23 protein-coding genes are annotated in these 26,591 nt (G+C 60.5%); 18 read left to right on the top strand and 5 right to left on the bottom strand.

Features of this window, described 5'->3' with window-relative positions; all coding sequences use genetic code 11:
- Positions 1-142 precede the first annotated feature (142 nt).
- Positions 143-2,752 carry a hypothetical protein gene (locus F3G95_RS01480; RefSeq protein WP_149793499.1) on the top strand — a complete coding sequence of 870 codons (2,610 nt, stop codon included), beginning with the start codon at positions 143-145 and terminating at the stop codon, positions 2,750-2,752.
- A 591-nt stretch (positions 2,753-3,343) separates the two neighbouring features.
- On the opposite strand, the gene F3G95_RS01475 is transcribed toward F3G95_RS01480, so the two are convergent.
- Together F3G95_RS01475 and F3G95_RS01470 are read right to left on the bottom strand one after the other, a co-directional pair.
- Complete coding sequence (locus tag F3G95_RS01475; RefSeq protein ID WP_149793498.1) at positions 3,344-5,038, bottom strand: DAK2 domain-containing protein; 1,695 nt, start codon at positions 5,036-5,038, stop codon at positions 3,344-3,346.
- A 51-nt stretch (positions 5,039-5,089) separates the two neighbouring features.
- Positions 5,090-5,440: an Asp23/Gls24 family envelope stress response protein gene (locus F3G95_RS01470; RefSeq protein ID WP_015563933.1), complete on the bottom strand. Its 351-nt coding sequence runs from the start codon at positions 5,438-5,440 to the stop codon at positions 5,090-5,092.
- A 512-nt stretch (positions 5,441-5,952) separates the two neighbouring features.
- Here F3G95_RS01470 and F3G95_RS01465 point away from each other — a divergent pair.
- Positions 5,953-6,426 carry a CBS domain-containing protein gene (locus F3G95_RS01465; RefSeq protein ID WP_149793497.1) on the top strand — a complete coding sequence of 158 codons (474 nt, stop codon included), beginning with the start codon at positions 5,953-5,955 and terminating at the stop codon, positions 6,424-6,426.
- 84 nt (positions 6,427-6,510) lie between these two features.
- On the opposite strand, the gene F3G95_RS01460 is transcribed toward F3G95_RS01465, so the two are convergent.
- Positions 6,511-8,313 carry a carbohydrate-binding domain-containing protein gene (locus tag F3G95_RS01460; protein ID WP_243130239.1) on the bottom strand — a complete coding sequence of 601 codons (1,803 nt, stop codon included), beginning with the start codon at positions 8,311-8,313 and terminating at the stop codon, positions 6,511-6,513.
- 845 nt (positions 8,314-9,158) lie between these two features.
- On the opposite strand from F3G95_RS01460, the gene F3G95_RS01450 reads away from it, so the two are divergent.
- The gene (locus tag F3G95_RS01450) at positions 9,159-10,937 is read left to right on the top strand and encodes a Na/Pi cotransporter family protein (protein ID WP_149793495.1); all 1,779 of its coding nucleotides are present in this window, start codon (positions 9,159-9,161) and stop codon (positions 10,935-10,937) included.
- Positions 10,938-10,995: 58 nt separating this feature from the next.
- Here F3G95_RS01450 and F3G95_RS01445 read toward each other — a convergent pair whose 3' ends face one another.
- Positions 10,996-11,364, bottom strand: coding sequence for a hypothetical protein (locus F3G95_RS01445; protein ID WP_015563938.1), 369 nt, complete (start codon positions 11,362-11,364; stop codon positions 10,996-10,998).
- Positions 11,365-11,855: 491 nt separating this feature from the next.
- On the opposite strand from F3G95_RS01445, the gene F3G95_RS01440 reads away from it, so the two are divergent.
- The 15 genes from F3G95_RS01440 (at position 11,856) to F3G95_RS01370 (ending at position 26,208) form a co-directional block, all read left to right on the top strand.
- Complete coding sequence (locus F3G95_RS01440; RefSeq protein ID WP_243130238.1) at positions 11,856-14,135, top strand: transglycosylase domain-containing protein; 2,280 nt, start codon at positions 11,856-11,858, stop codon at positions 14,133-14,135.
- 163 nt (positions 14,136-14,298) lie between these two features.
- Entirely contained in the window at positions 14,299-14,739 is a 441-nt protein-coding gene (locus tag F3G95_RS01435) for an ACT domain-containing protein (RefSeq protein WP_112114976.1), read from the top strand.
- 37 nt (positions 14,740-14,776) lie between these two features.
- The gene (locus F3G95_RS01430; protein ID WP_149793493.1) at positions 14,777-16,012 is read left to right on the top strand and encodes a homoserine dehydrogenase; all 1,236 of its coding nucleotides are present in this window, start codon (positions 14,777-14,779) and stop codon (positions 16,010-16,012) included.
- A gap of 23 nt (positions 16,013-16,035) precedes the next feature.
- Positions 16,036-16,941, top strand: a complete 906-nt coding sequence (gene thrB, locus F3G95_RS01425) for a homoserine kinase (protein WP_015563941.1) — start codon at positions 16,036-16,038, stop codon at positions 16,939-16,941.
- A gap of 84 nt (positions 16,942-17,025) precedes the next feature.
- Positions 17,026-18,225: an aspartate kinase gene (locus tag F3G95_RS01420; protein ID WP_149793492.1), complete on the top strand. Its 1,200-nt coding sequence runs from the start codon at positions 17,026-17,028 to the stop codon at positions 18,223-18,225.
- A 169-nt stretch (positions 18,226-18,394) separates the two neighbouring features.
- Complete coding sequence (locus F3G95_RS01415; RefSeq protein WP_149793491.1) at positions 18,395-19,201, top strand: M15 family metallopeptidase; 807 nt, start codon at positions 18,395-18,397, stop codon at positions 19,199-19,201.
- 20 nt (positions 19,202-19,221) lie between these two features.
- Positions 19,222-20,505, top strand: coding sequence for an insulinase family protein (locus F3G95_RS01410; RefSeq protein ID WP_149793490.1), 1,284 nt, complete (start codon positions 19,222-19,224; stop codon positions 20,503-20,505).
- On the top strand, positions 20,498-21,811 hold the full coding sequence (locus F3G95_RS01405) for a pitrilysin family protein (RefSeq protein WP_149793489.1): 1,314 nt from the start codon (positions 20,498-20,500) through the stop codon (positions 21,809-21,811). Before F3G95_RS01410 ends, F3G95_RS01405 begins: the two co-directional genes overlap by 8 nt.
- The gene (lgt, locus tag F3G95_RS01400; protein ID WP_149793488.1) at positions 21,808-22,857 is read left to right on the top strand and encodes a prolipoprotein diacylglyceryl transferase; all 1,050 of its coding nucleotides are present in this window, start codon (positions 21,808-21,810) and stop codon (positions 22,855-22,857) included. Before F3G95_RS01405 ends, lgt begins: the two co-directional genes overlap by 4 nt.
- A 95-nt stretch (positions 22,858-22,952) precedes the next feature.
- A complete protein-coding gene (locus F3G95_RS01395) occupies positions 22,953-23,210 on the top strand; it encodes a type II toxin-antitoxin system Phd/YefM family antitoxin (protein ID WP_149793487.1) in 258 nt (85 codons plus the stop codon).
- Complete coding sequence (locus tag F3G95_RS01390; protein WP_149793486.1) at positions 23,200-23,532, top strand: type II toxin-antitoxin system RelE/ParE family toxin; 333 nt, start codon at positions 23,200-23,202, stop codon at positions 23,530-23,532. Before F3G95_RS01395 ends, F3G95_RS01390 begins: the two co-directional genes overlap by 11 nt.
- A 165-nt stretch (positions 23,533-23,697) precedes the next feature.
- The gene (gene rplU, locus F3G95_RS01385; protein ID WP_015563947.1) at positions 23,698-24,009 is read left to right on the top strand and encodes a 50S ribosomal protein L21; all 312 of its coding nucleotides are present in this window, start codon (positions 23,698-23,700) and stop codon (positions 24,007-24,009) included.
- A 17-nt stretch (positions 24,010-24,026) separates the two neighbouring features.
- The gene (rpmA, locus tag F3G95_RS01380) at positions 24,027-24,278 is read left to right on the top strand and encodes a 50S ribosomal protein L27 (RefSeq protein ID WP_015563948.1); all 252 of its coding nucleotides are present in this window, start codon (positions 24,027-24,029) and stop codon (positions 24,276-24,278) included.
- A 79-nt stretch (positions 24,279-24,357) separates the two neighbouring features.
- Complete coding sequence (obgE, locus tag F3G95_RS01375; RefSeq protein ID WP_149793484.1) at positions 24,358-25,641, top strand: GTPase ObgE; 1,284 nt, start codon at positions 24,358-24,360, stop codon at positions 25,639-25,641.
- Between the two features lie 162 nt (positions 25,642-25,803).
- Positions 25,804-26,208 carry a ribonuclease III domain-containing protein gene (locus F3G95_RS01370; RefSeq protein ID WP_149793483.1) on the top strand — a complete coding sequence of 135 codons (405 nt, stop codon included), beginning with the start codon at positions 25,804-25,806 and terminating at the stop codon, positions 26,206-26,208.
- Between the two features lie 118 nt (positions 26,209-26,326).
- On the opposite strand, the gene F3G95_RS01365 is transcribed toward F3G95_RS01370, so the two are convergent.
- Positions 26,327-26,530, bottom strand: a complete 204-nt coding sequence (locus F3G95_RS01365) for a hypothetical protein (RefSeq protein WP_149793482.1) — start codon at positions 26,528-26,530, stop codon at positions 26,327-26,329.
- Between the last annotated feature and the right edge of the window lie 61 nt (positions 26,531-26,591).

Genomic DNA, 26,591 nt, shown 5'->3' with positions numbered 1-26,591 from the left:
GGGTAAAATGGGGTGCGAACGGCGGGGGTCAAGTATCTGCTCAAACAGGTGCAGCGCCCCGGGCAAAGTCCGCCATGCGGAGGCGGCCGGGATGCTCTGCTGCGGCAGAGCCCACGCCCTGAGATAATAGGGAGAGAGTATTATGCAGCGAAAAGATTTAGCTTTGCGGGTGCTGTCTACGGCAGCCATTATGTCGATTGTTACGTCCATTGCAGCCCCGGCCTTTGCGGATGTTTACTATATCGGCAACGGCAGCATTGACGTAGAGACCATAACGAGTACGGACGGCAAGCAGTATGTGAAAGTAACTCAGGGGGATAAGACCTACACCGACACCAGCGACGAGATCGTGATCAAGGACGGCACCGACGAAGATCATACTACCCTGAGGGAAGATACTCGAATTAAAGAAAAAAGAGCAGAGGTAGCAGTCCCGGACAAGGAGCGCACTGATACGCAGGAGCAGGAAGCAGCCGGGTCTGCGGACGCTGCCGGGGAGAGCCAGCCTGACCCGGACGCGGCCTTTACCCTGAGCGAGGCAGAGGAGGACTCTGCCCAGACCCAGGAGGGCAAGGACACCACCGAGGAGAAGAAAGAGCCCGCCGAGGACTCCCCCAAGGAGGATGTGGTGTACGAGTACGCCCCGGCGGCAGACCCGGATTCGGAGCAGCAGGCCACGAAACTCGCCCCCACCACCTCTGCAGACCCTACGGCAAAGACCAAGGAGGCCACTCTGGACGCCGCCCCGGCGGCTGATCCTGCTCCGACCACTCCGGCAGAGGGCAGCGCCGAAAAACCCACCAAAAACGTCATCCGGGTCATCAATAACTGGGTGGGCGAAGCGGCCAAGGAACTCAAGATCCGGCTCAGTAATGTGAACATTAAGGTGGAGAAGAAAGTTAATAAAGCTGCAATGGATGTCTCCGGCGACGGAAAGACAAAAGTTGAGCTGGACGGCCAGAATGTTTTGGATAGTTATGGAACCGATTATCCGGCAAGCTATCAGGCAGGACTGCGCAAGCAGGGAGAGGGAACGCTGATCATCACAGACGAGACCAATGACGAGGGAAAGAAAATCACCACCCCCAAATTAGAATCAGACACCTCCGGCAGCCTGACTGCAAAAGGTGCAGGTGGGAACGGAGCGGCAGGCATCGGGGGAAGTGCTGCCGAAGGCACAAAAAACATCACCATCGAGGGCTATGCAACGGTTCACGCAACAGGCAGCGGGAATGGCGCAGGCATTGGCGGCGGCGGCTACTATGGAAAGGAAAAACCTGGAGATGCAGAAAACATCATCATCCAGGGCTATGCGACCGTTGACGCAACAGGCGACGGGGGTGGCGCAGGCATTGGCGGCGGCTTTGCAGGAAATGCAAAAAACATCATCATCCGGGGGCATTCCAAGGTGAAGGCAACCGCCCGCGATGGCGCTGCCATCGGCGGCGGCAGTGCTGGGTGGGGCAGCTATTACGGTGGCTCGGCAAAGGGCATCGTGATCTGTGACCATGCAACGGTCGCTGCAAGGAGTGACACTGGCGATGGGGCCGCCATCGGCGCTGCTGCCGGAGATAATGGCAAGGACACCGAAGCAGAGGTGACCATTGGTACGGCCGGGGCTACCGCAGAGCAGGAAGATGTCCATGTCACGGCAACCGGGTTCTGCGGCTCTGCCATTGGCAATGGCGCAAAAGATACCAAGGTCACCATTCAGGGCCATTCGACCATCTGGACGGCGAACATCAGAAATTCCACTGCGATCGGAAGTAAGGATGGAAATGTGGAGGTCAACATAAAGGACAATGTTACCATTGATACAGACAATGTTTATGCAAATGCAGAGCCGGACAATTCAGGCTCCGGCATCGGCGGTGGGGATATTCGCGGAGATTCGAACAGAAAAGTTGTAGTGAACATTGACGGCGGAACAAACGGAAAAGTTAAGATCGGCGATTACGTTCAAATATTTGGAAAATATGGTGCGATTTCCGCCACCGAGGTCAACATCGGCAACAATGTGCTGCTTAAAATGAAACCATGGAAATCGCTGGATGATAAGTATATCAATGTGAAAGGTGCTGAGGCTAAGGTAGGCAAAAGAAGTGACCCCAAAGCAGGGGGCCTTGTAAATACCATTGGCGATAATACGGAGCTGTGGTATAGTGCGTATGGTAGACTGCAAAAGATCGTCCATGGCAAAAATGTTTGCACCAAAAAAGAGATCGGCCGCAAGGATGCCACCTGCACGGAAGATGGCTGGGTGAAGTACGGATGCACCTATGAGAGCGATAGGTATGCCACTGCCCCGGAGCATATCGACGAGTGGACGGAGACTATCCCCGCCACCGGCCACCACTGGAAGGACAACGGCAACGGCACCCACACCTGCACCAACTGCGGTGCCACCGAAGCCCTGCCCTCCGACACCAACAGCGCCCTTGAGCTGCGGGTGGTGGACGCCGAGGGCATGAATGAGCCCTTTACCGTGAGCGAGAACGGCACCCTGCGCACCTACACCGGTGCCTACGACACGGCCACTCTTACCGGCGACCTGAACACCCTGCGCTACCTGCAGGAGCATGGCGCACAGACCATCCAGTTCGTCACCAATGGCAAGACCAGCAGCTTTGCCATCAACGACCTGCTGGCACAGGGCAGCGGCAGCGAGGTGTTCTACCTCACCCACCGTGGGGCCGAAGAGCCCACCCTGCTGCTGGTGGAGGCAGACCACAGCGAACTGGTGAAAGACTAACCATCCCCCAAGGCGGAGAGTTTCCGCATCCCTCCGCTTGCCTCCTTATTGCAAAAGCCCCCGGCACGTTCCGCATCGTGCCGGGGGCTTTTTTGGTTATGGGCAGGCTTCCCTTTGTACAACCTCTCCGTCACGCCTGACGGCGTGCCACCTCTCCTGGTAGGAGAGGCCTTGGCAGTCCCCGCAAAGTGAACGGTTTCGCCAGAGGCTCCCCTACTAGGGGAGCTGTCGAGCGAATGCGAGACTGAGAGGTTGGACGAAGGCACAGCTTACCGCTGCGCAGCAGCTCTTTCGTGCCGGGCTTGCCCTCTCCGTCATTGCTTCGCAATGACACCTCTCCCAGAGGGAGAGGCACTGGCGTGTCGGCCAAGCCCACGCTGGACGAGCAAAGCTTACTCTATCCGGAAACAGTAGTGCCCTGCTACCAAGGCTAGCAGCAGCTTGACAAGGAACATGGTTCCGTAGCTGCTGCCCTCTGTAGCAGGGCACTATTTTTTGCGTTATATCAGGCTTCGCTCGTCCAGACGAAAGCTGACCGACATGCCAATGGCTCCCCCTTTGGGGGAGCTGGCGCGGAGCGCCTGAGAGGGCTTACTCCACGCTGATCATATAGTAGTAGACCGGCTGACCGCCCCGGATGTGGCTGACCTCAACGTGGTTGGGGCATTTTGCCTTGACGATCTCGGTCACCTTCTCGGCATCCTCGTCGGAGACGTCGCAGCCGGAGATGATGGTGACGAAGCTGGAATCCTTCTTGCACATACCGCGGGCCAGACGATAGGTGGCCTTGGTGATGTCGCTGGAGGTGGAGACGATCTTGCCGTTCTCCAGGGCCATGATCTCGCCCTTCTTGATGCGCTTGCCGTCGTACTCGCTGTCGCGGGCGGCGTAGGTGATGAGGCCGGTGGAGACCTTATCGGCAGCAGACATCATGTTGATGGTGTTGGCCTCGACGGTAGCAGAGGGGTCGAAGTTCAGCAGAGCGGTGATGCCCATGGGGACGGTGCGGGTGGGCAGAACGACCACCTGACGGTCAGCCAGCTTCTGAGCCTGCTCAGCAGCCATGATGATGTTCTTGTTGTTGGGCAGGACGAAGACGGTCTTGGCCGGGACGCTCTGGATGGCGGCAAGGATGTCCTCGGTGGCGGGGTTCATGGTCTGACCGCCGGAGACGACAGCGTCAGCGGCCAGGTCGGTGAAGACAGACTTCAGGCCCTCACCGGCGGCGACAGCAACGAAGCCATAGTCGCGGCTGGGGTCAACGGCAGCGTAGATGAACTCGCTGGCAGGGTCGGGCTTCTTCTCGGCGGAAGCCTGCTTCTCGAGGCTCTTGCCCTGCTTCTGGCGGGCCAGGAACTGCTCGTGCATATTCTCGATCTTGAAGTTGGTGAGGTAGCCGTACTTGATGGCCTCGCTCAGGATCTTGCCGGGGTCGGCGGTGTGGACATGGAGGTTGATGACGTCATCGTCCTCGATGCAGACGACGCTGTCGCCGTTGGACTCGGCGAAGGCGCGCATCTTTGCGGCGCTTGCGCCCTCGTTCTTGTTGATGAGGAACTGGGTGCAGTAGCCGTTCTTGATGTCCTCGACCTTCATCAGGTCGTCGGTGAAGACGCCCTTGCCGGCGTTTTCGGTGGAGAGCTTGGCCTTGTTGGGGACAGCCTCGCCGCCGGCCACCATGTCCTCACCATGGAAGACCTTGCCCATGCCCTCGAAGATGATCATGATGCCCTGGCCGCCGGCGTCCACGACGCCGGCCTTCTTCAGGACGGGCAGCAGGTTGGGGGTGTCCTCCAGAGCCTTCTGACCGGCGGCCAGCACCACGTCCCACAGCTCGGCCACATCCTCTTTGCCGCAGGCAGCAGCTTCCTCGGAAGCGACGCGGGCAACGGTCAGGATGGTGCCTTCGGTGGGCTTCATGACAGCCTTGTAAGCGCCCTCGACGCCCTTCTGCAGCGCAGCCACGATGTCGGCGGCGTCAGCCTCCTTTTTGCCCTCCAGAGCTTTGGAGAAGCCGCGGAACAGCAGGCTGGTGATGACGCCGGAGTTGCCGCGGGCGCCGCGCAGCATGGCGGAGGCAGCGGTCTTTGCGGCCTCGCCCACGGTGCAGCTGTCGTCCATGGCCTGCAGCTCACGGACGGCTGCACCGACGGTCATGCCCATGTTGGTGCCGGTGTCGCCGTCGGGGACGGGGAACACGTTCAGCTCGTCCACGCGGGAGCGCTGGTTGTTGATGTTGTTTGCGCCGGAAATAATGGCGTCGCGCAGGATCTTACCAGAAATCATTGCTTTTTACTCCTTATATCTTCCCGGTACCCCCGGGCGGGCTTTGTCTCATCAGGCAACCACGTCATCGACCGATACGACCACGCGGGCGACTTTCAGGCCGGTGGCCTGCTCCACCTCGTCCTTCACGCGGTGCGAGATGGAACGCGCGGCGGTGGAGATGTTCAGCCCGTAGCTGACGGCAATGTGCAGCTCGATCACGAGACGGCCCTCTTCCTGTGTGACACGGACGCCCTTGGCCGAGTCGTCCACGCCGCGCACGGCGCTGCGGACACGGTCGGTCAGATCACGGGGGGCCATTGCGGCCACGCCGTAGCATTGTTTGGTTGCTTCGCCCACGAGCGTGGAAAAATACTCGGCTGAGAAGCTGACATCTCCCAGCGGAAAACGGGAAGTGATCATAGTCGCTCTGCTCCTTTTATTCATTATGATACCCCGTCCGCACGGCGGCGGGGCGGTGCGCGGGCCTGAGAAGGCGGCGTACCACTTTTATTATACAACTTTATGAGGAAGCTGTACAGCACATAATTGCTGACAGAAAGAAAAAAGTCAGGCGCGGCTTACCCGTCTCGGTCTGTTTCGACACCGCAATGCCGGTATACTAAAAGACAGACAGAGCCGCAAAGGGCCGCGTTCCTGCTGTTAGTATAGCACAAAATCCTTCGCAGTGCATCCATTTCGTGAATATTTATCCGACAAAACAAAAGGTGATTGTGAATAAAATATAAAAGATGGCGCAGACATCTTTATCTTACTATGAAAAAGTGCTAAAATCTAAGGTGGCAAGAGTAAGACTGTATCCGGCACAGGATGCCGGGGCATTCGGCTGCCAAGGTGCTGAAGACAGGAATTTGCTGCGGCTGCACAGGAGCTGCGGCCCGGCGGCGGAAAAGTTCACAATAGGAGTTGTTTTCATGAATATTCTGTTTTTCCTTTCCCCCAAGCAGGACCTGATGTATGTGTACGATGACTTCACCCTTCGCCAGACGCTGGAAAAATGGGAGAACAACCGCTACGCATCCATCCCGGTGCTCAACCGCAAGGGAGAGTATGTGGGAACTCTGACGGAAGGGGACATCCTCTGGGGGCTGAAAAAGTTCCACGGCCTCGACCTTGAGGCGGCAGAGGACATCCCCATCCGGGATTTTGCCCACAAGCGGGACTACAAGGCCGTCACAGTCACCACGAGCATGGACCAGCTCATCGAGGCGGCCATGAACCAGAACTTCGTCCCCGTCGTGGATGACCGGGGAATGTTCATCGGCATCGTCCGCCGTCAGGCCATCATCCGCTACTGCTACGACCGCTCTCGCGCTGCCGCCGCAGAGCAGCGCAGAAAGCCCGAAAAGCAGGAAAAACGAGTCCCGGTTTCTGCCGGGGTGCAGTAAAACAGGAAAAGGCCCCGCCGCTCTGCATGAAATGTGCAGGGCAGCGGGGCCTTTCTATGCCTGTGGGAAGGGGAGAGTGGTGCTTCAGCCCACGGTGAGGCTGGAATCGGTGAACCGGTGGGTCAGGACAGCCTCGGCGTCCTCGCCGCCCATAGCCAGAAGCTCGTCCACCGAGAGGGTGGTGGAGCAGAGGATGGTCTGGAAGGCGATGGTCTCGATGCCCTCAGCCCGCAGCTGACGCAGCGCGGCCAGCGAGATGCGGAAGGAGGCTGTGAACCGTCCGACGCAGACGGTGAGGGTATTGCCGCTCTGGGTGCTGGTGTAGGAGATGACCGCGCCGCTCTTGTCGGTGACAGTCAGGCCGGGGAGGGAAGAGACGGATGCGGACGGGGCGGAAGAGCCGCCGTCAGAAGAGGAAGAAGACTCCTCCGGTTCCACAGGGCGGGGGATGGGGACCTGATCGATGACCTTGCCGTCGGCATCGGTGGTGGTGACTTTTGCGCCCGGGCCCAGCTTGTCCTTGATGGTGTTGAGGTCAAGCTCCTTGCCGCGCTGCGAGAGGGCCTTGCCGTTGGGACTACCGGCCTTGGCGGTCAGTTCGAGGCTGCCCGACAGATCGATGACGCTGCCGCCGACTTTGCCGCCGTTACCGCCAGCGGCTTCGACCGTACCGCCGGAGATGGCGACACGGCCGGAGCCGATGATGCCGTTGCCGCCGTTGCCGTTTTTGCCGCTGCCGCCATTGGCGTTGACCGTACCGCCGGAGATGGTGACGCTCTTAGTGCTGATGATGCCGCGGCCGCCGGAGCCGTCTTCGCCGCTGCCGCCTTTGGCCGTGACGGTACCGCCGGAGATGGCGACAGGGTCGAAGCTGCGGATGCCGTCGCCGCCGTCTTCGCCGTCTTCACCGCTGCCGCCTTTGGCCGTGACGGTACCGCCGGAGATGGCGACAGGGTCGAAGCTGAAGATGCCGTCGCCGGAGCCGTCTTTGCCGCTTCCGCCATTGGCCGTGACCGTACTACCGCCGGAGATGGTGACGCCGGAGCTGTAGATGCCGTAGCCGCCGGAGCTATAACTGCCCGTGCTATCGCCTCCGGTGGCAGTGACCGTACCGCCGGAGATGGTGGTGGTACTGGAGCTGTAGATGCCGTAGCCGCCGGAGCCATCACTGCCCGTGCTATCGCCTCCGGTGGCCGTGACGGTACCGCCGGAGATGGTGACGTCGCCGCCGCTGTGGATGCCGCTGCCGCCGGAGCCAACAATGCCCGTGCTATTGCCTCCGGTGGCAGTGACCGTACCGCCGGAAATGGTGAGGCTGCCGCTGCTGGTGATGCCGTCGCCGCCGTTTTCGCCGCTGCCGCCTTGGGCCGTCAGGCTGTCGGTTTCGCCGCCGGAGATGGTGAGACTGCCGGTGCTGGCGATGCCGTCGCCGCCGTAGGTGTCGCCGTTACCACCGGTGAGATGGTTGTCGCCATCCAGCTTAATCGTGGTATTGCCGCTGCCGGTCACGCTCATGGCGGCTTCGTTCCGGCTGCTGGCGTCGATGTTCAGGTCGTCGAAAGTGACGTCCACGTTGCCCTTAGAAGTATCGATGGTGACTGTGTTCGTATCCGACGTGCCGGTGATGATGGTGTTGGTGTCCACCTTGTCGATGGTCGTACCCTGTGAGACCTTGTTCGTCCCTTTGGTCTCGCCTGCCTTCACGGTGATGTCACCATCCTCGATGCGCCATATATCGGCAAAAGCCGGGGCGGCAAGGGTGGTGAGCATTGCGGCAGTCAGGATAAACGCTGCTGCCCGCTGAGAGGCCGGACGGGGTGAATCGATCCCCTCCGTATGGAGAGGGCGACCCAGAACACGCATCGCAAGCTTACGATAAGACAGCATACAAAAACCTCCTTTGAACGGTGAAAAGAAATGGTGAGACCGTAGAATATCAGGTTGCTTTGAATATACCACATCTGCGGGGAAAAAATCAATAAAACCTGCGCGAATCGCCCTGTTTCCTGCGTGAATGGAGAAAACCCGTCAGATTTTGGCTCTGCCAAAGAGACGGTTTATCACTGCATGGCGGCTCTCGGGAGACGGGCTTGCCCTCTCAGTCTCGCTCCGCTCGCCAAGGCCGGGTTGCGGCTCCCAGCGTCTGCTTCGCTGCCGCTCGCATCCTGCTGGCCGCGGCCCCAACAGCTCCTCCCTGTTTCCGCCACTGGCGGCGGTCGTCGCCGTTGCCCCCAAAGGGAGAGGCTTTTCTGAGCCTTTTTCCTCAAAAAACTTCCGAAGATACATTTTATTGGACTTTTATTCTGCTATACTCCTGTCAGAACAAAAAGACACAGGAGGGAAGAGGAATGAAAGACGTTGAGCTTCGGTATGTGGGCGGTCATGTGGAGGTGTATACGGGGGCAGGCGCGTTCCTGTTCTCGGCAGACACCCTGCGGGAGGCGATGGAAGAGCTGGATGCCGCCTGATGCATTCCCGGAAATACCGGGAAGCACCGGGCGGAAGTTAGAAAATACTAATGTAAAATGAATGTAAAATTCAAGAAAAGAACCGTCTAAGAAGGCCCGGAAATCTTAAAATTCCGGTCAAAAAAGTGATTTTCCTGTAAAATAATGCTTGTTGAGCCGGGGGGTTCGATGTTATAATAGAAAGGACGGCATTTTGCGTATGGAGAGCGAAGCACGGCCGTCTTGTGCAAGAGAGCAATAGGAAGATTTTAGGAGCATTGTTTTATGGACATTACACACATCACCTCTCTGCTGGGCGGTATTGCGCTGTTTCTGTATGGCATGTCGATCATGGGTGCCGGCCTCGAAAAGCTGGCCGGCGGCAAGATGCAGGGCATATTGCAGAAACTGACTTCGTCCACCATCAAGGGCGTCATTTTCGGCACCCTCATCACCGGCGTCATCCAGTCGTCGGCCGGTACGGTCGTCATCTGCGTCGGCCTTGTCAACTCCGGCATCATGACCCTTACGCAGTCGGTAGGCGTTATCATGGGTGCAAACATTGGTACTACGGTCACCGGTCAGCTCATCCGCATGGCGGATATTTCGGGCGACAGCCTTATCCTGACCCTCATCCAGCCCAAGACGTTTGCGCCGGTGGTGGCGTTTATCGGCTGCATTTTTTATGTGTTCATCCGCAACGCGAAGAAAAAGAACATCGGCCAGATCATGCTGGGCTTCGGCATCCTGTTCACGGGCATGAGCCTGATGGACACCGGCGTGTCTCCCCTGCGTGAGAGCGCAGCGTTTCAGGAGCTGTTCGTCACCATGACCAACCCCATCCTCGGCGTTCTCGTGGGCGTGGTGGTCACGGTCATCATCCAGTCCTCTTCGGCCTCTGTGGGTATCCTGCAGGCGCTGTCCGGCACCGGCCTCGTCACCTTCAGCTCGGCCATCCCCATCGTGCTGGGCGCCCACATCGGCACGGCCTTCACCCCCCTGCTGACCATTGGCGGCTCCTCCAAGGACGGCAAGCGCGCCGCCCTCATCCACCTGTACTTCAACATCATCGGCAGCGTCATCCTGCTGGCGCTGGTCTATGCAGTCCAGTTCACCATCGGCATCCCCATGTGGGGCGATGTGATGAACAAGAGCAGCATTGCAAACATCCACACCATGACCAGCGTCATTGCGATGCTGCTCTTCCTGCCCTGCAGCGGCGTGCTGTCCAGGCTGGCCATGATGACCGTGCCGAACAGCGCGGAGGAGGCGCAGGAGCTGAGCATGCCTGTGCTGGATGAGCGCCTGTTCAAGAGCCCGGCTGTGGCTCTGCAGCAGGCTAAGAACGCGGTGGTCAAGATGTCCCGCCGCGCAGCCCGCAACGTCGGCCTCGCCACCCCGCTGCTGCTCAAGATGGACGAGGACGTCGTGAGTGCCATCGATGTCCGCGAGAACCTCATCGACCGGATGGAGGTGGACATCTCCAACTACCTCATCAAGCTGGCAGACCAGGAGCTGGGCGACGCGGAGAGCCATGAGGTGACCGAGCTGCTCAACTTTGTCACCGAGTGCGAGCGCATCGGCGACTATGCAGTCAACATCAAAGAAAAGGCGCAGGAGCTGGCCGACAAGGAAGTCACCTTCAGCGAGAAGGCACAGCAGGAGCTGAAGCTTCTCGACAATGCGCTGGAAAAGATACTGACCCTCACCACGGACGCCTTCGAGTTCGACGACGCCCGGACCGCCAGTCAGGTGGAGCCGCTGGAACAGGTCATCGACATCCTCGTGGAGCGGCTTCGTGCGCAGCACATCAAGCGTCTGAAGGATGGTGTCTGCTCCATTGATACCGGTGTCGTCTATCTCGATGTGCTGAGCAATGCAGAGCGTATCTCGGACCACTGCTCCAACATTGCCGCCCGTCTGGTGGGCATGGAGGTAGGCGAGGACTACGACTCCCATACCCTCAAGAATATGATGCACCACAACCCCACCAAGGAATATATGCTCAACTACGAGCAGTGCCGCAGGGACTACCTTATCCCGCTGGAACAGCTCGAAGCCTGATTCTGATAAAGGATAAAAACAGTGCAGACCTCCCCGGGGAGGTCTGCACTGTTTTTGTTTATTCGCCCAGGTCTTCCAGCAGCGCCCGGAGGGCCGTTTCGCCGGTGACGTAGAGGCCCTGCTTGAGCCGGAGGGCATCGGCCTCGGGCAGGAGATTGACATAGATGCCGGTGCGCAGGAGCCGCTTGTCGGGCAGTCCGTTGTCGGAGCAGGTGTAGACGACCACCCGCCCGCCCTCGTCGCAGAGGTAGAAGTCGGTGCCGCTCTGCCCGGCGGAGCCCTGCGCGGCCAGACCCGGCTCGGAGGCCGGCGTCTCTTCGCCGGAGTCGGCAGGGAAGGGGAGACTGGGCAGGGCCATCCAGAACAGGCTGAACACGATGGTAAAAATGCACAGCGCATAAAAAATGCAGAGCCAGACCTTGCGCATGGCAGTGGACTCCTTTCGGCTGAAATGGTGTTTCAGACGGTAGTATGTGCAAAAGAAAACTGCCTCAGACAGGAATGCAGAATTTTCACACCCGGATGCTGTACTTTGGCGGGGCAGATGTGCTATACTAACATCGTATCCCGTCGATTTCCCCCTTGCGGAAGCGGGCGGCGGGGACTATAATGTGTTATTATGGCTGTGGGCCGTCTGGCCGCAGCAGGAACAGCAAACGGCATCGTCAGAGGATGCTTTGAGATGCAGAACAGTGAAAATTGCGATAGGAGGCGATCCTTATCTCAAACAATGAAAGACGGAGACTCCACAGTGATGGTGCGCTCCGGGAGCAGCGGCCCGCAGCGGAGCAGAACCGGCGGGTCCGTGAGGCCCGCGGGCCGCAGGAGCAGGGAGAAAGGCGCGGCCATCCCGCTCTCGGATTCCTGGGCCGGACCATCGTCACCCTCGTCTGTCTGGGCATCATGGCGGGCAGTCTGGTGGCAGTGGGCGCTGTGTACTATGTGGTGCAGGCTACGGCCAGTGACGGCGACCTGCTGAACCTCGACAACATCGAACTGAGTCAGTCGAGCCTTGTGGTGGCCACCGACCCCGACACCGGCGCACAGGTGGAGTACGCCACCCTGCGCTCCTCCAACAGCCACCGCGTCTGGGCGGACCTCGAGCAGATCCCCACCAACCTACAGTATGCATTCATCTGCACCGAGGACAAAGACTTTTACAGCGAGCCGGGCGTCAACTTCAAGCGCACCATCGGCGCGATGATCAATGAATACCTGCTGCCCATCTACAGCTCCAAGCAGGGCGCCTCCACGCTGGAACAGCAGCTCATCAAGAACCTGACCAGCGACAAGAGCGCCAGCGGCATCGAGGGCGCACTGCGCAAGCTGCGCGAGATCTACCGCGCCCTCATCCTGAGCCGCAGCTACTCCAAGGAGACCATTCTGGAAGCCTACCTGAACACCATCAGCTTCACCGGTACCATCCAGGGCGTCCAGACGGCGGCAAACGAGTACTTTGACAAGGATGTCAGCGAGCTGACCCTCTGGGAGTGCGCGTCCATCGCCTCCATCACCAAGAATCCCACCAACTATAACCCCTACACCAACCCCGAGAACCTCATCAACCGCCGGAACTTCCTGCTCTACAATATGTGGCAGCAGGGTGTCATCTCGGAGGAGGATTACCGCAGCGCCGCTGCCCAGCCGCTGGTGCTGGCAGAGACGGACAACACGAAGAAGAGCAGCTCCACCACCTCTTACTTCACCGATGCCCTCTTCAACGAGGTGGTGAAGGACATCATGGCCAAGGAGGGCGTGGATGAGTCCACCGCCCAGAGTATGCTCTACACCGGCGGCTACACCATCGAGGCAACGGTCAACCCCAAGATCCAGACCGCGATGGAGAACCTGATGCTCAACACCGACGACGCCTACTTCCCGGCCGGCTGGCATGAGGAAGAGGTGACCAGCATCTCCGACGACGATGTGCAGGTCTTCAATGAGGACGGCACCCCCAAGACCCGCACCGGCGACGACGGTACGGTCTACTATTACCGCAACGTCCGCACCCAGGCGGCGATGGTCACGCTGGACTATGACGGCAATGTCATCGCCATGGTGGGCGGTCTGGGCGAAAAGACCAAGAGCCTTTCCCTGAACCGCGCCTACGGCGTCACCCGTCAGACCGGTTCTTCCATCAAGCCCATCGGCGCCTATGCGCTGGGCATCGAGTATGGTCTGGTCAACTGGTCTACCATGCTCAACAACTCGCCCCTCTACCTCAAGCAGGACATGGTCATCCGTGACGAGGACTACTGCCGCCGGAACGGCCTCATGGGCCTGACGGACAAGCAGCTGAAAGCCTACCCCAACGCATGGCGCAGCTGGCCCCGCAACTACGACGGCAACTACGGCGACGGCTCCGACCTGCCGCTCTGGAACGGCCTTGCCCGCTCCCTGAACACCATCGCCATCCGCGTTGGCGACCTCGTGGGCGCGAACAACATCTTTAACTTCGTCTACAATACCCTGCAGCTCAGCACGCTGGACCCCGTCAACGATGTGGGCCTTGCGCAGATGGTCATGGGCAGCCAGACCCACGGCGTCACACCGATGGCGCTGGCGGCGGCGTTCCAGATCTTCTACGACGGCGAGTACACCACGCCTCACCTCTACACCCGTGTGCTCGACCGGGACGGCAACATCTATATGGAGAGCAACGACACCAGCTATCAGGCTCTGACGCCCCAGACGGCCTACGTCATGAACCGCCTGCTGAAGAATGTCCTGTTCTCCAGCGTCGGTACGGCCAGCGGCCGCTACCCCAACTCCAACGGCATGGAGGCCTTCGGTAAGACCGGTACGGCCAGCGATGAGAGGGACCTGTGGTTCGTGGGCGGCACGCCCTATTACGTCACCGCTGTGTGGTGGGGCTATGATGCGCCTTACGATATGACCCAGACCCTCGGCAAGCAGCAGGCCAAGACCCGCACCTGCGTCATGGCATGGAAGGCCCTGATGGAGCAGGTCCAGGCAGACCTGCCCTATAAGGCATTCCCGGCGGCTGACGGCGTCGTGGAGCGCAGCTACTGCACCCAGAGCGGCCTGCTGGCCAGCGGCTCCTGCCCGAGCACGGCAGTGGGCTACTACCGTGCCGACGACCTGCCCGACGTCTGCAATTATTCCCACGGTCAGGCAGCTGTCGCCAGCCAGCCTCTCGCGCCTGAGCCGGACACCACCAATCTGGACACCGACTGAGGCAAAAATCATACTTTTCGGCACATCGGGTTGCAGATTCGGTGCGCTGAAGGGGTACTTCACGGCTCAAAACTGGATAATCTGACAAAATAGCATCCGACCTCTTGCAATGCAGGGAGTCGGATGCTATTATATTTTCTGCAAGAACACTTGTGTTTGAGAGGTGAACAAGTTGGAACGCCGTTTTTATCTGGTGGATGCGCAGGTCCTGCCGGAAGTTTTCCTCAAGGTCGTCCGGGCCAAGGAGCTTCTGGCCAGCGGAGAGGCACGCAGCATTTCGGCTGCGACCCGCAGCGTAGACCTGTCGCGCAGTGCATTTTATAAATATAAGGACTGCATTTTTGACTCGGAGAATGGCCGCGAGGTCATCACTGTCATGGCGACCCTGCGGGACGAGACGGGTGCGTTGCAGAGCCTTCTGGCCGGCATCAGTGCCGCCGGTGCCAGCATCGTGACCATCAATCAGTCTACTCCGGAGAACGGAGCCGCGCTGGTGGCTGTCACCATCCGCACCGACACCATGCAGATGACCCCCGAGGAGCTGACGGAAAAGCTTTCGCGCCAGCGGATGGTCGTGGGCGTACACTGCGGATACAATCTGTGACAGTACATTCATAGAAAAAAGGAACGAGGGCAGTATCATGGCAAAAATCGCGATTCTGGGCTTTGGCACGGTGGGCAGCGGCGTGTACGAGGTGCTCTGCCGCAACGCCGCAGGCGTCTCCCACCGCGCAGGCGAACCGGTGGAGGTCAAGTACATCCTTGACCCCAAGGACTTCTCGGATCATCCGGCTGCAAAGCTGTTTATAAAGAATTTTGACGCCATTCTGGAAGACCCCGAAGTGAAGGTCGTCGTCGAGACCATCGGCGGCACCCGCTTCGCTTACCCTTACGTCAAGGCCTGCCTCGAGAGCGGCCGGAGCGTCTGCACCTCCAACAAGGAGATGGTGGCTACCTACGGCGCAGAGCTGCTGGCTCTGGCCAAGGCGCACAACTGCGCCTTCCTGTTCGAGGCTTCCGTGGGCGGCGGCACGCCCATCATCACCCCGATGCACCAGTGCCTCGCGGCCAACGTCATCACCGAGGTGGAAGGCATCGTCAACGGCACCACCAACTTCATGCTCACCAAGATGGCGCGGGAGGATCTGGGCTTTGACGAGGCTCTGAAGATCGCCCAGGAGCTGGGCTACGCCGAGACGAGGGACCCCGGCGACGACGTGGACGGCCGCGACGCCTGCCGCAAGATCGCCATCCTGTCCTCGCTGGTCTGCGGCCACCAGATCTACCCCCAGAACATCCCCACCCGCGGCATCCGCGACATCACGGTGGATGATGTGGCTGCGGCAGAGAAGCTGGGCTGCGTCATCAAGCTCATCGCCTGGATGAAGCGGGGCGAGGACGGCAGCGTTGCCGCCGGGGTCGAGCCCTGCCTCGTGCCGAAGGCAAACCAGCTGGCCGGTGTCGATGACGTCTTCAACGCCGTCCTCGTCAAGGGCGATATGCTGGGCGACGTGGTCTTCTACGGCAAGGGCGCGGGCAAGCTGCCCACCGCCAGTGCTGTCGTGGCCGACGTGGTGGACGCCCTCAAGAACGGCGTCAAGGTCCACGACAGCCTGTTCTGGCAGCCCGCCGAGCCGGTGGAGGGAATGCTCACCGACCCCGCTCCCGCCGCATACTATGTGCGTGTGGAAGGCATCGCCCCGGCGGTGGCCGAGGCCATCTACGGCAAGGGCCATGTGGTGGAAGAGCATTTCGACGGCTGCTCCTACTTTGTGGACAGCGCCGACGACAAGGCTCTGGCCGAAGCAGCCCGCAAGGTAGAGGCCATGGGCGGCAGCGTGAAGCTGGTGCTCCGCCGCCTGCCTGAGGACGTCTGAGCGCGAGAGAAGAGGGAGCTGCGATGAAGATAAAAGTTTCCGTCCCGGCCACCAGTGCCAACATCGGCTCCGGCTTCGATGCGCTGGGTCTGGCTGTGACCTTGTACAATACCGTGACCTTCGAAGAGAGCGACCATCTGGACATCTCGGCGGCGGACGGCACCCGCATCCCCCGCGGCGAGACCAATCTGGTCTACCGCTCGGCCAAGGGTCTGTTCGATAAGGTCGGCAAGACCATGCCGCCCCTCAAGCTCGTCCAGACCAACGCCATCCCGATGGCCCGGGGCCTCGGCTCGTCCTCGGCCTGCATCATCGCGGGCCTGCTGGGTGCGAACCGGATGCTGGGCGATGTGCTCAACACCCAGGAGCTGCTGACGCTGGCCACCTCCATCGAGGGCCACCCGGACAATGTGGCACCGGCCCTTCTGGGCGGTCTGGCCAGCAGCGTTTTCGAGGACGGCGTCGTCTACTCCGTCAAGCGGGACGTGGACGAGAGCCTCTGCTTCGCGGCCATCGTGCCGGACTACAAGCTGCTGACCGAAGCCGCCCGTGCGGCCCTGCCCAAAGAGGTCACCCACAAGGACGCGGTGTATAACCTGTCCCGTGCGGCCCTCATCCCGGCGGCGTTCTGCGAGGGCCGCCACGACCTGCTGGCCATTGCCACCGAGGATAAGCTCCACCAGCCCTACCGGATGCCCCTGATGCCCGGCTCGAAGGAAGTCTTCGATATGGCGCGGCTCTGCGGTGCCAAGGCGGTGTACGTCTCGGGCGCCGGCAGCACCGTGATGGCTGTGGCCGAAAAGGCCAACGCCGAGAAATTTTACTCCAAGCTGGAAAAGGGCCTCGAGCTGCTGGAAGGCTTGGACGGATGTGAAGCATTTACACTGCTGCGGCTGGATGCCGACAACACCGGTGCGACAGTGGAATGATAAACAGGACCGGAAGTGCAAGACCGCTTCCGCCCGGTGTACCCCTCACACACTGAGGGAGCAAAAAGAGGAGAGTGACAAGATATGGCGTTGATCGTACAGAAGTTCGGCGGTTCTTCGGTGAAGGACCGGGACCGTATCTTCAACGTGGCCCGCATCGTGGCCAACACCCACAACGCGGGAAATGACGTGGTCGTGGTGGTATCTGCACAGGGCGACACCACCGACGACCTCATCGCAAAGGCAGCAGAGATCACCCACAACCCTTCTGCCCGTGAGATGGATATGCTGCTGGCAGCAGGCGAGGAGATCAGTATCGCCCTGCTGGCTATGGCTCTGAACGAGCTGGGCTGCCATGCCACCAGTCTGACCGGCTGGCAGGCAGGCTTCCGCACCGACCGTGCCTACACCAAGGCCCGCATCACCAAGCTGGAGACCGAGCGCATCTCTTCGGAGCTGGAGCGCAACCGCGTCGTCGTCGTGGCAGGCTTTCAGGGCCTGAACAAGCTGGACGACATCACCACGCTGGGCCGCGGCGGTTCCGACACCAGCGCTGTCGCCATCGCAGCAGCGCTCCACGCCGACCGCTGCCAGATCTTTACCGACGTGGAGGGCGTCTACACCGCCGACCCGCGCAAGGTGCGCAACACCCGCAAGCTGGATGAGATCACCTTCGACGAGATGCTGGAGCTGGCATCCCTCGGCGCACAGGTGCTCAACAACCGCAGCGTGGAGCTGGCTAAAAAGTATAATGTGGAGCTGGAGGTCCTCTCCAGCCTGAACCCCGTGCCCGGCACGGTCGTCAAGGAGGTTGTAAAAGACGTGGAAGGTATGCTGATCAAGGGTGTCGCAAAGGACACCGACGTTGCTGTTATTACGATCCTGAATGTTCCCGATGAGCCGGGTACCAGCTTCAAGATCTTCGGCCTGCTGGCCCAGAAGAATATCAACGTGGACATCATCCTGCAGTCCACCGGCCGCGACGGCAAGAAGGACATCAGCTTCACCTGCGCGGAGAGCGAAGCTGAGGCTGCTCTGCGCGTCCTGCGCGAGAGCGCAAAGTTCGATCAGGTCATCTGCGACGAGACCTGTGCCAAGGTGTCCATCGTGGGCGCCGGCATGCAGAGCCACAGCGGCGTGGCCTCCAAGATGTTCGAGGCTCTGTCCAACAGCAACATCAACATCAAGATGATCTCCACCAGTGAGATCAAGATCTCCTGCATCATCGACCGTGAGGACGCCGACAAGGCTGTCAGCGCCATCCACGATATGCTGTTCGAGTAAGACGTGGCTTCAAAGCCGCCGTGCCGTGCGTCCTGCGCCGGTGCGGCGGCTTTTTGCGTACACAATTTTTTTACAGCCCCTGCCGTTTACACCCAGATAAAAGGGGTGTATAATATTATTATCTGCCTGTATCCAGGGCGAACGTCAAAAACAGGAAGGAAGCTGCATCATGGAGCAAAATCGACCCGCACCCCGCCGCGCTCTGTCGCCGAAAGAACGCCGCCGGAGACACCGTATCCGCCTCGTGCGCAACTGGACGGTCTTTCTGCTCAGCTGCGGCGCGGTCATGGCTGTGATGACCGGCGGCATCCTCTGGCTGCTGCCCAGGGCCTATGCCCTCATCGCACCGCCTACGGCCTTCGAGGCCCGGGAGTATGAGGGCGGCGCGGAGACGGACCTTTCGGATAAGCGCCTTATGCTGGTGAATGCAAACCTTCCCCTGACGGAAGAGCCGACGCCGGAGCTGGCTGTGGCCGATGATGCCACCGGCGTTTCGCTGGAAGCCGAGGCCGCCGCAGCCTACCGCGAAATGGCCGAGGCCGCAAAGCAGGATGAGATCGAGCTGGTGCTGACGGCAGGGTATCAGGATGCCGCCGCCCGCCAGAGCGCCTATGAGGCCGCGGTCCAGAGCTACCGGGAGTCCGGCTGCTCGGAGGAAGAGGCCGCTGCCAGGGCTGCGACCGTCCAGCCTGCGCCGGAGGCCAGCGAATATGCCACCGGCTACGGTGCCGACATCCTCGCGGCAGACAGCATGGAAAAGGACACCGGCTTCGCCGACACCCGTGCCTATGAGTGGCTGGAAGCCTATGCCGCAGAGCACGGCTTCATCCTGCGCTGGCCGCAGGAGCGTCAGGCCGCTACCGGCATGGTGTTTGAGCCGTGGCACTGGCGGTATGTGGGCAGGGACAACGCCCTCGCCATCCGCGCCTCCGGCCTCTCGCTGGAAGAGTATCTGGCGCTGGAACAAACGAAATAATACAAAAGGACGATAGAACATTGAGACGATTCCAAATCGCGCCCGGCGTCCACCTCTCGTATGACGCCGCACAGAAATTCAACCGCTGCCGCATCAGCATCCACTTCGCGTTCCCGGCCCGCCGCGAGACGGCCACGGCCCACGCGCTGCTGCCGCTGGTGATGGAGCGGGGCTATGCCGACTGCCCCGACATGACCCAGATGACCAAAAAGCTGGCCCGCCTCTACGGCGCCGACCTGACCGTGGACGCCCGCCCCATGGGCTGCAGCCACAACCTCTGCGTCAGCATCACCGGCATCAAGGACCAGTTCGCACTGGAAGGGGAGAAGCTGACGCAGGAGTACGCCGCACTGGCCCTCGGCACGGCGTTCCACCCCTATTTTGTGGGCGGCACCTTCGACCCCGAGGCCGTGGGCATCGAAAAGCAGATGCTGAAGAAGGCGCTGGAAGACGAAGTGAACGACAAGCGCCTTTACTGCCAGCGGCAGGCCAACCGCGAGTTCTTCGGCGACAGCCCCGCCGGTGTCCGGCAGGAGGGCTGCTTAGAAGAAGTGGACGGCCTGACGCCCGAAGCGCTGACCGAGGCATACTACGAGATGCTGCGGACGGCGAACATCGAGCTCATCGTGCTGGGCTGCGACGAGGCCAGCACCACCGCCGTGAAGGACGCCCTTCTGACGGAGCTTTCGGCCATCGACCGCGCCCCGCTGCCCCGGGCCGAGAACATCGCCATGCCCCGGCGGGAGCCGGTGCGGAAGGTGGAGCATTTCGACACCACGCAGGCCAAGCTCTGTATGCTGTTCACGCTGGGCCGGCCCATGCAGCCCGAACAGCTGGCCGCTGTCCGGCTGGCGATGGCCCTCTACGGCGGCAGCGTGACCAGCCGCCTTTTCCTGAACGTCCGGGAGCGCGACCATCTGTGCTACTACTGCTCGTCCTCCTTCCAGAGCTTCACGGGCAGCATGGCCGTCAACAGCGGCGTCGAGCACGCCGACGCGGCCCACGCTGAGCAGGCGGTGCTCAAAGAGCTGGCGGACCTCTGCGACGGCCCGATCACCGACGAAGAGCTGGAAGACTGCCGCCGGGGCCTGCTGGCCGGGATGAACGGCCTGGAGGATACGCTGGGCGGCATCGAGACATGGTACTATATGGAGGTGCTGCGGGGAGGCCCGGTGCAGACGCCGGACGACGCCCGCCGCGCCCTGCTGGCGGTGACCAGGGAGGATGTGCGGGATATTCTGAGGCAGTTCACCCTGTCGGTGAGTTGTCTGCTGACGCGGGAGGAGGGAAACGAGAATGGCTGAGAACACCCAGAGCGTGCTGGAATGCACCGCCGCTGACCAGTGGAAAGTTCTGCCCTCGGGGCTGACCGTACTCGTCCGCCCCATGCCGGGCTACTCCGGCACCCATGTCATCTACGCCACCCGCTTCGGCTCCATCGACCGGGATTTCCGGCTGGGGGAGCGGGAAGTGCATCTGCCCGCCGGTGTGGCCCATTTCCTCGAGCACAAGATGTTCGAGGATGAGGACGGCGATGCCTTTGCAAAGTTCGCCAAGACCGGCGCGAATGCCAATGCTTTCACGGCCTTCGACCGCACCTGCTACCTCTTTACGGCCACGGAACAGCTGGACGAGAGCCTTGACGTGCTGCTGGGCATGGTGGGGCATCCCTACTTTACCGAGCAGACCATCGCCAAAGAGCAGGGCATCATCGGGCAGGAGATAAAGATGTACGATGACAGCCCCGACTGGCGGCTCATCACCGGCCTGTGCGAGTGCCTGTATCACAGCCACCCCATCCGCAGCGATATTGCGGGAACGGTGGAGAGCATCGCGGAGATAACGCCGGAAATGCTCTACGACTGCTGCAAGGCATTCTATGCGCCGGGCAATATGGTGCTGGCCGCAGCAGGCAACACCAGCATGGAGCAGATCCTGGCTGCCTGCGCCCGCCATGGCCTGATGGACGAGCGCCCGGCGGAAAAGGTCGAGCGCCTGCTCCGCCCCGAGCCGATGACGCTGGCAGCGGCCGAAAAGACCATCGCCATGCCCATCGCCAAGTCCTGCTTCGGTCTGGGCTTCAAAGAAGAGCCGCTGCCTTTCGGCGACCTGCGCAGCGAGATGCTGTACGAGCTCATCCTCTGCTGCATCTGCGGCGGGATGTCGCCGCTCTACCGCCGCCTCTACGACGAGGGCCTGACCAACCCGGGCTTCGGCGGGGAGGCGCTGCGGGTGGGCGGGTGCTGCTGCATCCTCTTCACCGGCGAGAGCGACCAGCCCGACACCGTCCGGCAGCTTCTGCTGGACGAGATCGAGCGGGTGCGCAAAGAGGGCGTGGACCGGGAGATCTTCACCCTCTGCAAGAACGAAAAATACGGCCAGCTCATCGAAAATCTGGAAAACGTCGAGGATTCGGCCAGCCAGATGGCAGATTTCGCGCTGGCAGGGCAGACTGTGGCCCAGCAGATCACCATGCTGGCGGGCCTGACGGCAGAGGACGCCGACGCGGCATTGCAGCACATCCTGCGGCCTGAGCGGATGGCCGTGATGTACATTGAGCCGGACGGCACTGCCGTTGAGGACGAGGAAGAAGAGGAGACGGAAGAATGACAAATCTGGTACAGTTCCCGGGCCTCGGCCTCAGCTTTGAGCTGAGCCGGGTAGCCTTCAGCATTGGCGACATGGATATTTATTGGTACGGCGTCTGCATCGCCTTTGGCCTCTGCCTCGCATTGGTCTTTGCGTTCCGCCGCTGCACGGAGTTCGGCATCAACGCCGATTCGATGGTGGATGTCATCCTCATCGGCGTGGTGCTGGGCATCGCCAGCGCCCGCCTGTATTATGTGGCGATGGCACCCTATAATTACGATACCATCTGGGATGTGCTGGCCGTCCGCGACGGCGGTCTGGCCATCTACGGCGGCATCATCGGCGCCTTTGTGTTTGGCGGCCTGGCCTGCAAATGGCGGGGCGTGCCGGTGCTGCCCATGTTCGACCTGGCCGGCATGGGCTTCCTCATCGGACAGGGCTGCGGCCGCTGGGGCAACTTCTTCAATCAGGAGGCTTTCGGCTGCAACACCACCCTGCCCTGGGGTATGTTCAGCGAAGCAACGGAAGATTACCTGATGGGCAGCACCGTCACGGTGCCGAAGGGCGTCACCATCGACCCCGCCATGCCCGTCCACCCCACCTTCCTCTACGAGAGCATCTGGTGCTTCGTGGGTCTGGCTCTGCTGGTGGCGTACATCAAAAAGCGAAAGTTCAACGGCGACATTGCCCTGCGCTACCTTGTCTGGTACGGTGCAGGCCGCTTCTGGATCGAAGCTCTCCGCACCGACAGCCTGCTGCTGGTGCCGTCGCTCGGCCTGCGCGCTTCCCAGCTGGTGGCGGCTGCGGCCGTCGTGGGCGGTGTGGCACTGGAAATTTTCCTGACCCGGAAATATAAGTCCAAGCCTCTCATGGTGACGCTGGCGCTGACGGCAGAGAACCGCAGCCTGCTGGCGAAGGTGCGCAAGGCAGAGCCGGAATTTACGGTGGAGAGGGAGGAGCTGGTGGCTTCCAGCCCCCGCAAGCTCTTCCTCGAGCGCACGAATGCCTATAACGAGCGGGTGAAGCAGCAGCTCAAAGAGAAACTGGCGGAGAAAAAAGACGCCTGATCAGAATATTTCGAAAGAGCCGCAGCGCAGAGAACCTTGTGCTGTGGCTCTTTTTGGTGTATAATATAGCCACAGAACATAAAGGGGGCATTACGATGCAGATCATTCCGATGAGAGAACTGAAGAATACCGTGGAGATCGAGCGCCGGTGCGCCGAGGAGAACGGCCCGGTCTTTGTGACGAAGAACGGCTATGGCCGCCTCGTGGTGATGGATATTGATTACTATGAGCGCACCATGCAGGAGATGGAAGAGGCAAAGCTTATTCTGGAGGGACTGGATGATGTGGAGGCAGGACGCACAGTCGATGGCCCGACGGCGATGGCAGAATTGAGGAAAAAGTATGGACTGTGAATATCACTATCGCCTGACCCGGAGAGCGGAAAAAGAGCTTGACGACATCCTTGATTATATCGGAAACGAGCTGGATAACGCAAAGGCGGCAGCAAAACTGATGGAGGACATCGGCCGCTGCATGGAGACGGTGTGCGTTTTCCCGGAGGGCGGGGCACTGGTCACCAATGCATTCCTGCCAAGAAAGATCATTCGGAAAAAGGTCGTGGGCAATTATCTGCTGTACTACCGTGCGGATAAAGAACGAAAGACGGTCTGGCTTCTCCGCATCGTCTATGGCCGCAGGGATATGGATGAGGTGCTGAAGCACATTAACAGCTGAAAGAGGAGAAAAACTGAAAATATTTCCGCAAAAGCGGGATTTTCCTCTTGAAATCCGCACATTTTTTTGCTATACTATTCTAGCCGCTTGGTGTGGGCGCCTCAAATGGCCCCTGTGAGGGCCTGCCTTTACGACCAGCGAGTACAACGAAAAGGAATGAACAAAATGTACGCAATCATTGTTACCGGCGGTAAGCAGTACCGCGTGGAGCAGGGCGACATCGTCTACATCGAAAAGCTGGACGTTGAGGCCGACTCCGAAGTGAAGTTTGATCAGGTTCTCGCTATTGGCGAGGAGGGTTCGGTCAAGGTTGGCGCTCCTGTTGTTGAGGGCGCTTCCGTTTCTGCCAAGGTCATCAAGAATGGCAAGGGCAAGAAGCTGAACATCATCACCTATCGCGCAAAGAAGCACAGTGCTCGCCGCATGGGCCATCGTCAGCCCTTCACCAAGGTTGAGATCACTGCGATCAACGGCTAAGTAGGAGGTATATTACAATGGCACATAAAAAGGGCGTAGGCAGCACCAAGAACGGCCGTGATTCTGCGGCTCAGCGTCTGGGCACCAAGCGTGCAGATGGTCAGTTCGTTCTGGCCGGCAACATCCTCGTTCGTCAGCGCGGCACTCACATCCAGCCGGGTGAGAATGTCGGCAAGGGCAGCGATGATACCCTGTTTGCTCTGGTCGATGGCACCGTTCGTTTCGAGCGCGTGGGCAAGAGCGGCAAGAAGTGCAGCGTCAAGCAGTAACTTCTTTCTAAAATCTGCAACACAGAGAGCCGGACCCTCGTGGCCCGGCTCTTTTTGATGAAAAAACAGGAGGGCCTGTATGGCAGCACAAACCAATTTTATCGACATCGCCACCATCTGGCTCCATGCCGGCAAGGGCGGCGACGGCGCAGTGAGCTTCCATCGTGAGAAGTTCGTGGCCGCCGGCGGCCCGGACGGCGGCGACGGCGGCCGGGGCGGCGACATCATCTTCGTCGTGGACGACCACCTTACCACTCTGATGGACTTCCGTTATAAGCGCAAGTACACCGCCGACGAGGGCGGCAAGGGCGGCGCAAGCCTCTGCCACGGCAAGAACGCCGAGGATCTCGTTATCAAGGTGCCTCTGGGTACGGTCATCAAGGACGCCGAGAGCGGCCTTGTCATCGCCGACCTGTCCGACCACACCCCCGTCACCATCGCCAAGGGAGGACGCGGCGGCTACGGCAATGCACACTTTGCTACCCCCACCCGCCAGATCCCCAAGTTTGCAAAGCCCGGTATGCCCGGCGAGGACATTCAGGTGACTCTCGAGCTGAAGCTCATCGCGGATGTGGGCCTCATCGGCTTTCCCAACGTGGGCAAGTCCACCCTCATCTCCACCATCAGCGCCGCAAAGCCGAAAATTGCAAACTACCACTTCACCACGCTGGTGCCGACGCTGGGCGTCGTGTCGGTGGGCGAGGGCGCAAGCTTTGTCTGCGCCGACATCCCCGGCCTCATCGAGGGCGCCAGCGAGGGCGTCGGCCTGGGCCACGACTTCCTCCGCCATGTGGAGCGCTGCCGTCTGCTGCTGCACGTCGTGGACGTCTCCGGCAGCGAGTGCCGCGACCCCATCGAGGACTTCGAGCAGATCAACGAGGAGCTGGCAAAGTTCAGCCCGGCTCTGGCCGAGCGTCCCCAGATCGTGGTGGGCAACAAGTGTGACCTTGCCACCGAGGAACAGATCGACACCTTCCGCAAGTATGTGGAAGAGAAGGGCCTGACTTTCGTCCCCATCTCCGCCGCCACCATGCAGGGCGTCAGGGAGCTTCCGGGTCTGGTCTACAACCGCCTGAAGGACATTCCCGCCGTCCCTGTGTTTGCCCCCGAGTACAAGAAGCCCGAGGCAAAGGCCGGCGGCCGCGAGTTCACCATCAAGCGGGTGGAGGCTCATGTCTGGAGCGTGGATGCACCCTGGCTGGAGTATATCCTGGCCGGCAGCAACGTGGACGACTACGAGAGCCTGCAGTATTTCCAGCGCCAGCTGGGCGAGAGCGGCATTCTGGACGCTCTGGTGCAGAAGGGCGTGCAGGAGAACGATACCATCCTCATCGGCGAGTATCAGTTCGATTATATCTTCTAAGAGGTCAACGGGCTTGCCCTCTCAGCCTCACGCGGTTCGGCAGCTCTCCCAAAGGGAGAGCCGGAACGCAACGGTCAGGCTTCTGCCTCTCCCTTTGGGAGAGGTGGCATTGCGCAGCAATGACGGAGAGGGCAAGGACACTGATGAAAGGAAAACCGTTCTATGAACGAACCCGAAAAGATCAACCCCCGGGAGCTGAGCCCGCTGGCACTGGCCTTCGTGGGCGACAGTGTGCTGGAACTTCTGGTGCGGCAGCGGCTGGTGGAGCACCACCGTCTGTCGGCGGGAAAGCTCAACGCCGAAAAGGTCAAATACGTCTCGGCCCGGGCACAGTTCCGGGAAGAGCAGCTGTTGGAGCCGCTTTTCACCGAGGACGAGCTGGCTGTCTTCAAGCGGGGCCGCAACGCCAGCAAGGCCAGTGTGGCCAAACACGCCTCCCCGGAGGAGTACCGCGCGTCCACCGGCTTCGAGTGCCTGCTGGGCTGGCTGTATCTGAACGGCCGGCTGAGCCGGGTGCATGAGCTGTTCGAGACGCTGTGGCAGTCGTTCGACCCCAACGAAAAATAACCGGAACACGCGAAAGCCCACTGCTTTCCGCACTGGGAAACAGTGCAAAGAGAGCAGCGGGCTTTTTGTTGTCCCGCCGGATGGTCCGTTCAGGCGGGGCGGCGCTCAGCGCAGAAGCTCAGCGGCTGTTGCGGGCGGAGTTGCGAGCCGAGTTCTTGCCGCCCTCGTCGTCGGCACCCTTGGTGTACTGGTTGGGGTGCTTGTGCTCGTTGGCAGCAGAGTTCTGGCTGGAATTGGTGGTGCGGTTGGTGCTCTGATCGCTGGTGCGGTCCTGAGTCTGGTTCTTGCAGTTGGTGCTGCGTTTCTCACTGCGATTTTCCATCGTATCGTCGCTCCTTTCGATTTCGGGAGACGCTCTGCGCTCCCTGCCCATAGTTTGACCG

This window comes from Faecalibacterium sp. Marseille-P9312 (assembly GCF_902497445.1).
GTDB classification, from domain to species: domain Bacteria; phylum Bacillota; class Clostridia; order Oscillospirales; family Ruminococcaceae; genus Faecalibacterium; species Faecalibacterium longum.
The sequence above is the reverse complement of the archived record's forward strand: the minus strand, read 5'-3'. Positions and strand labels throughout refer to the sequence as shown.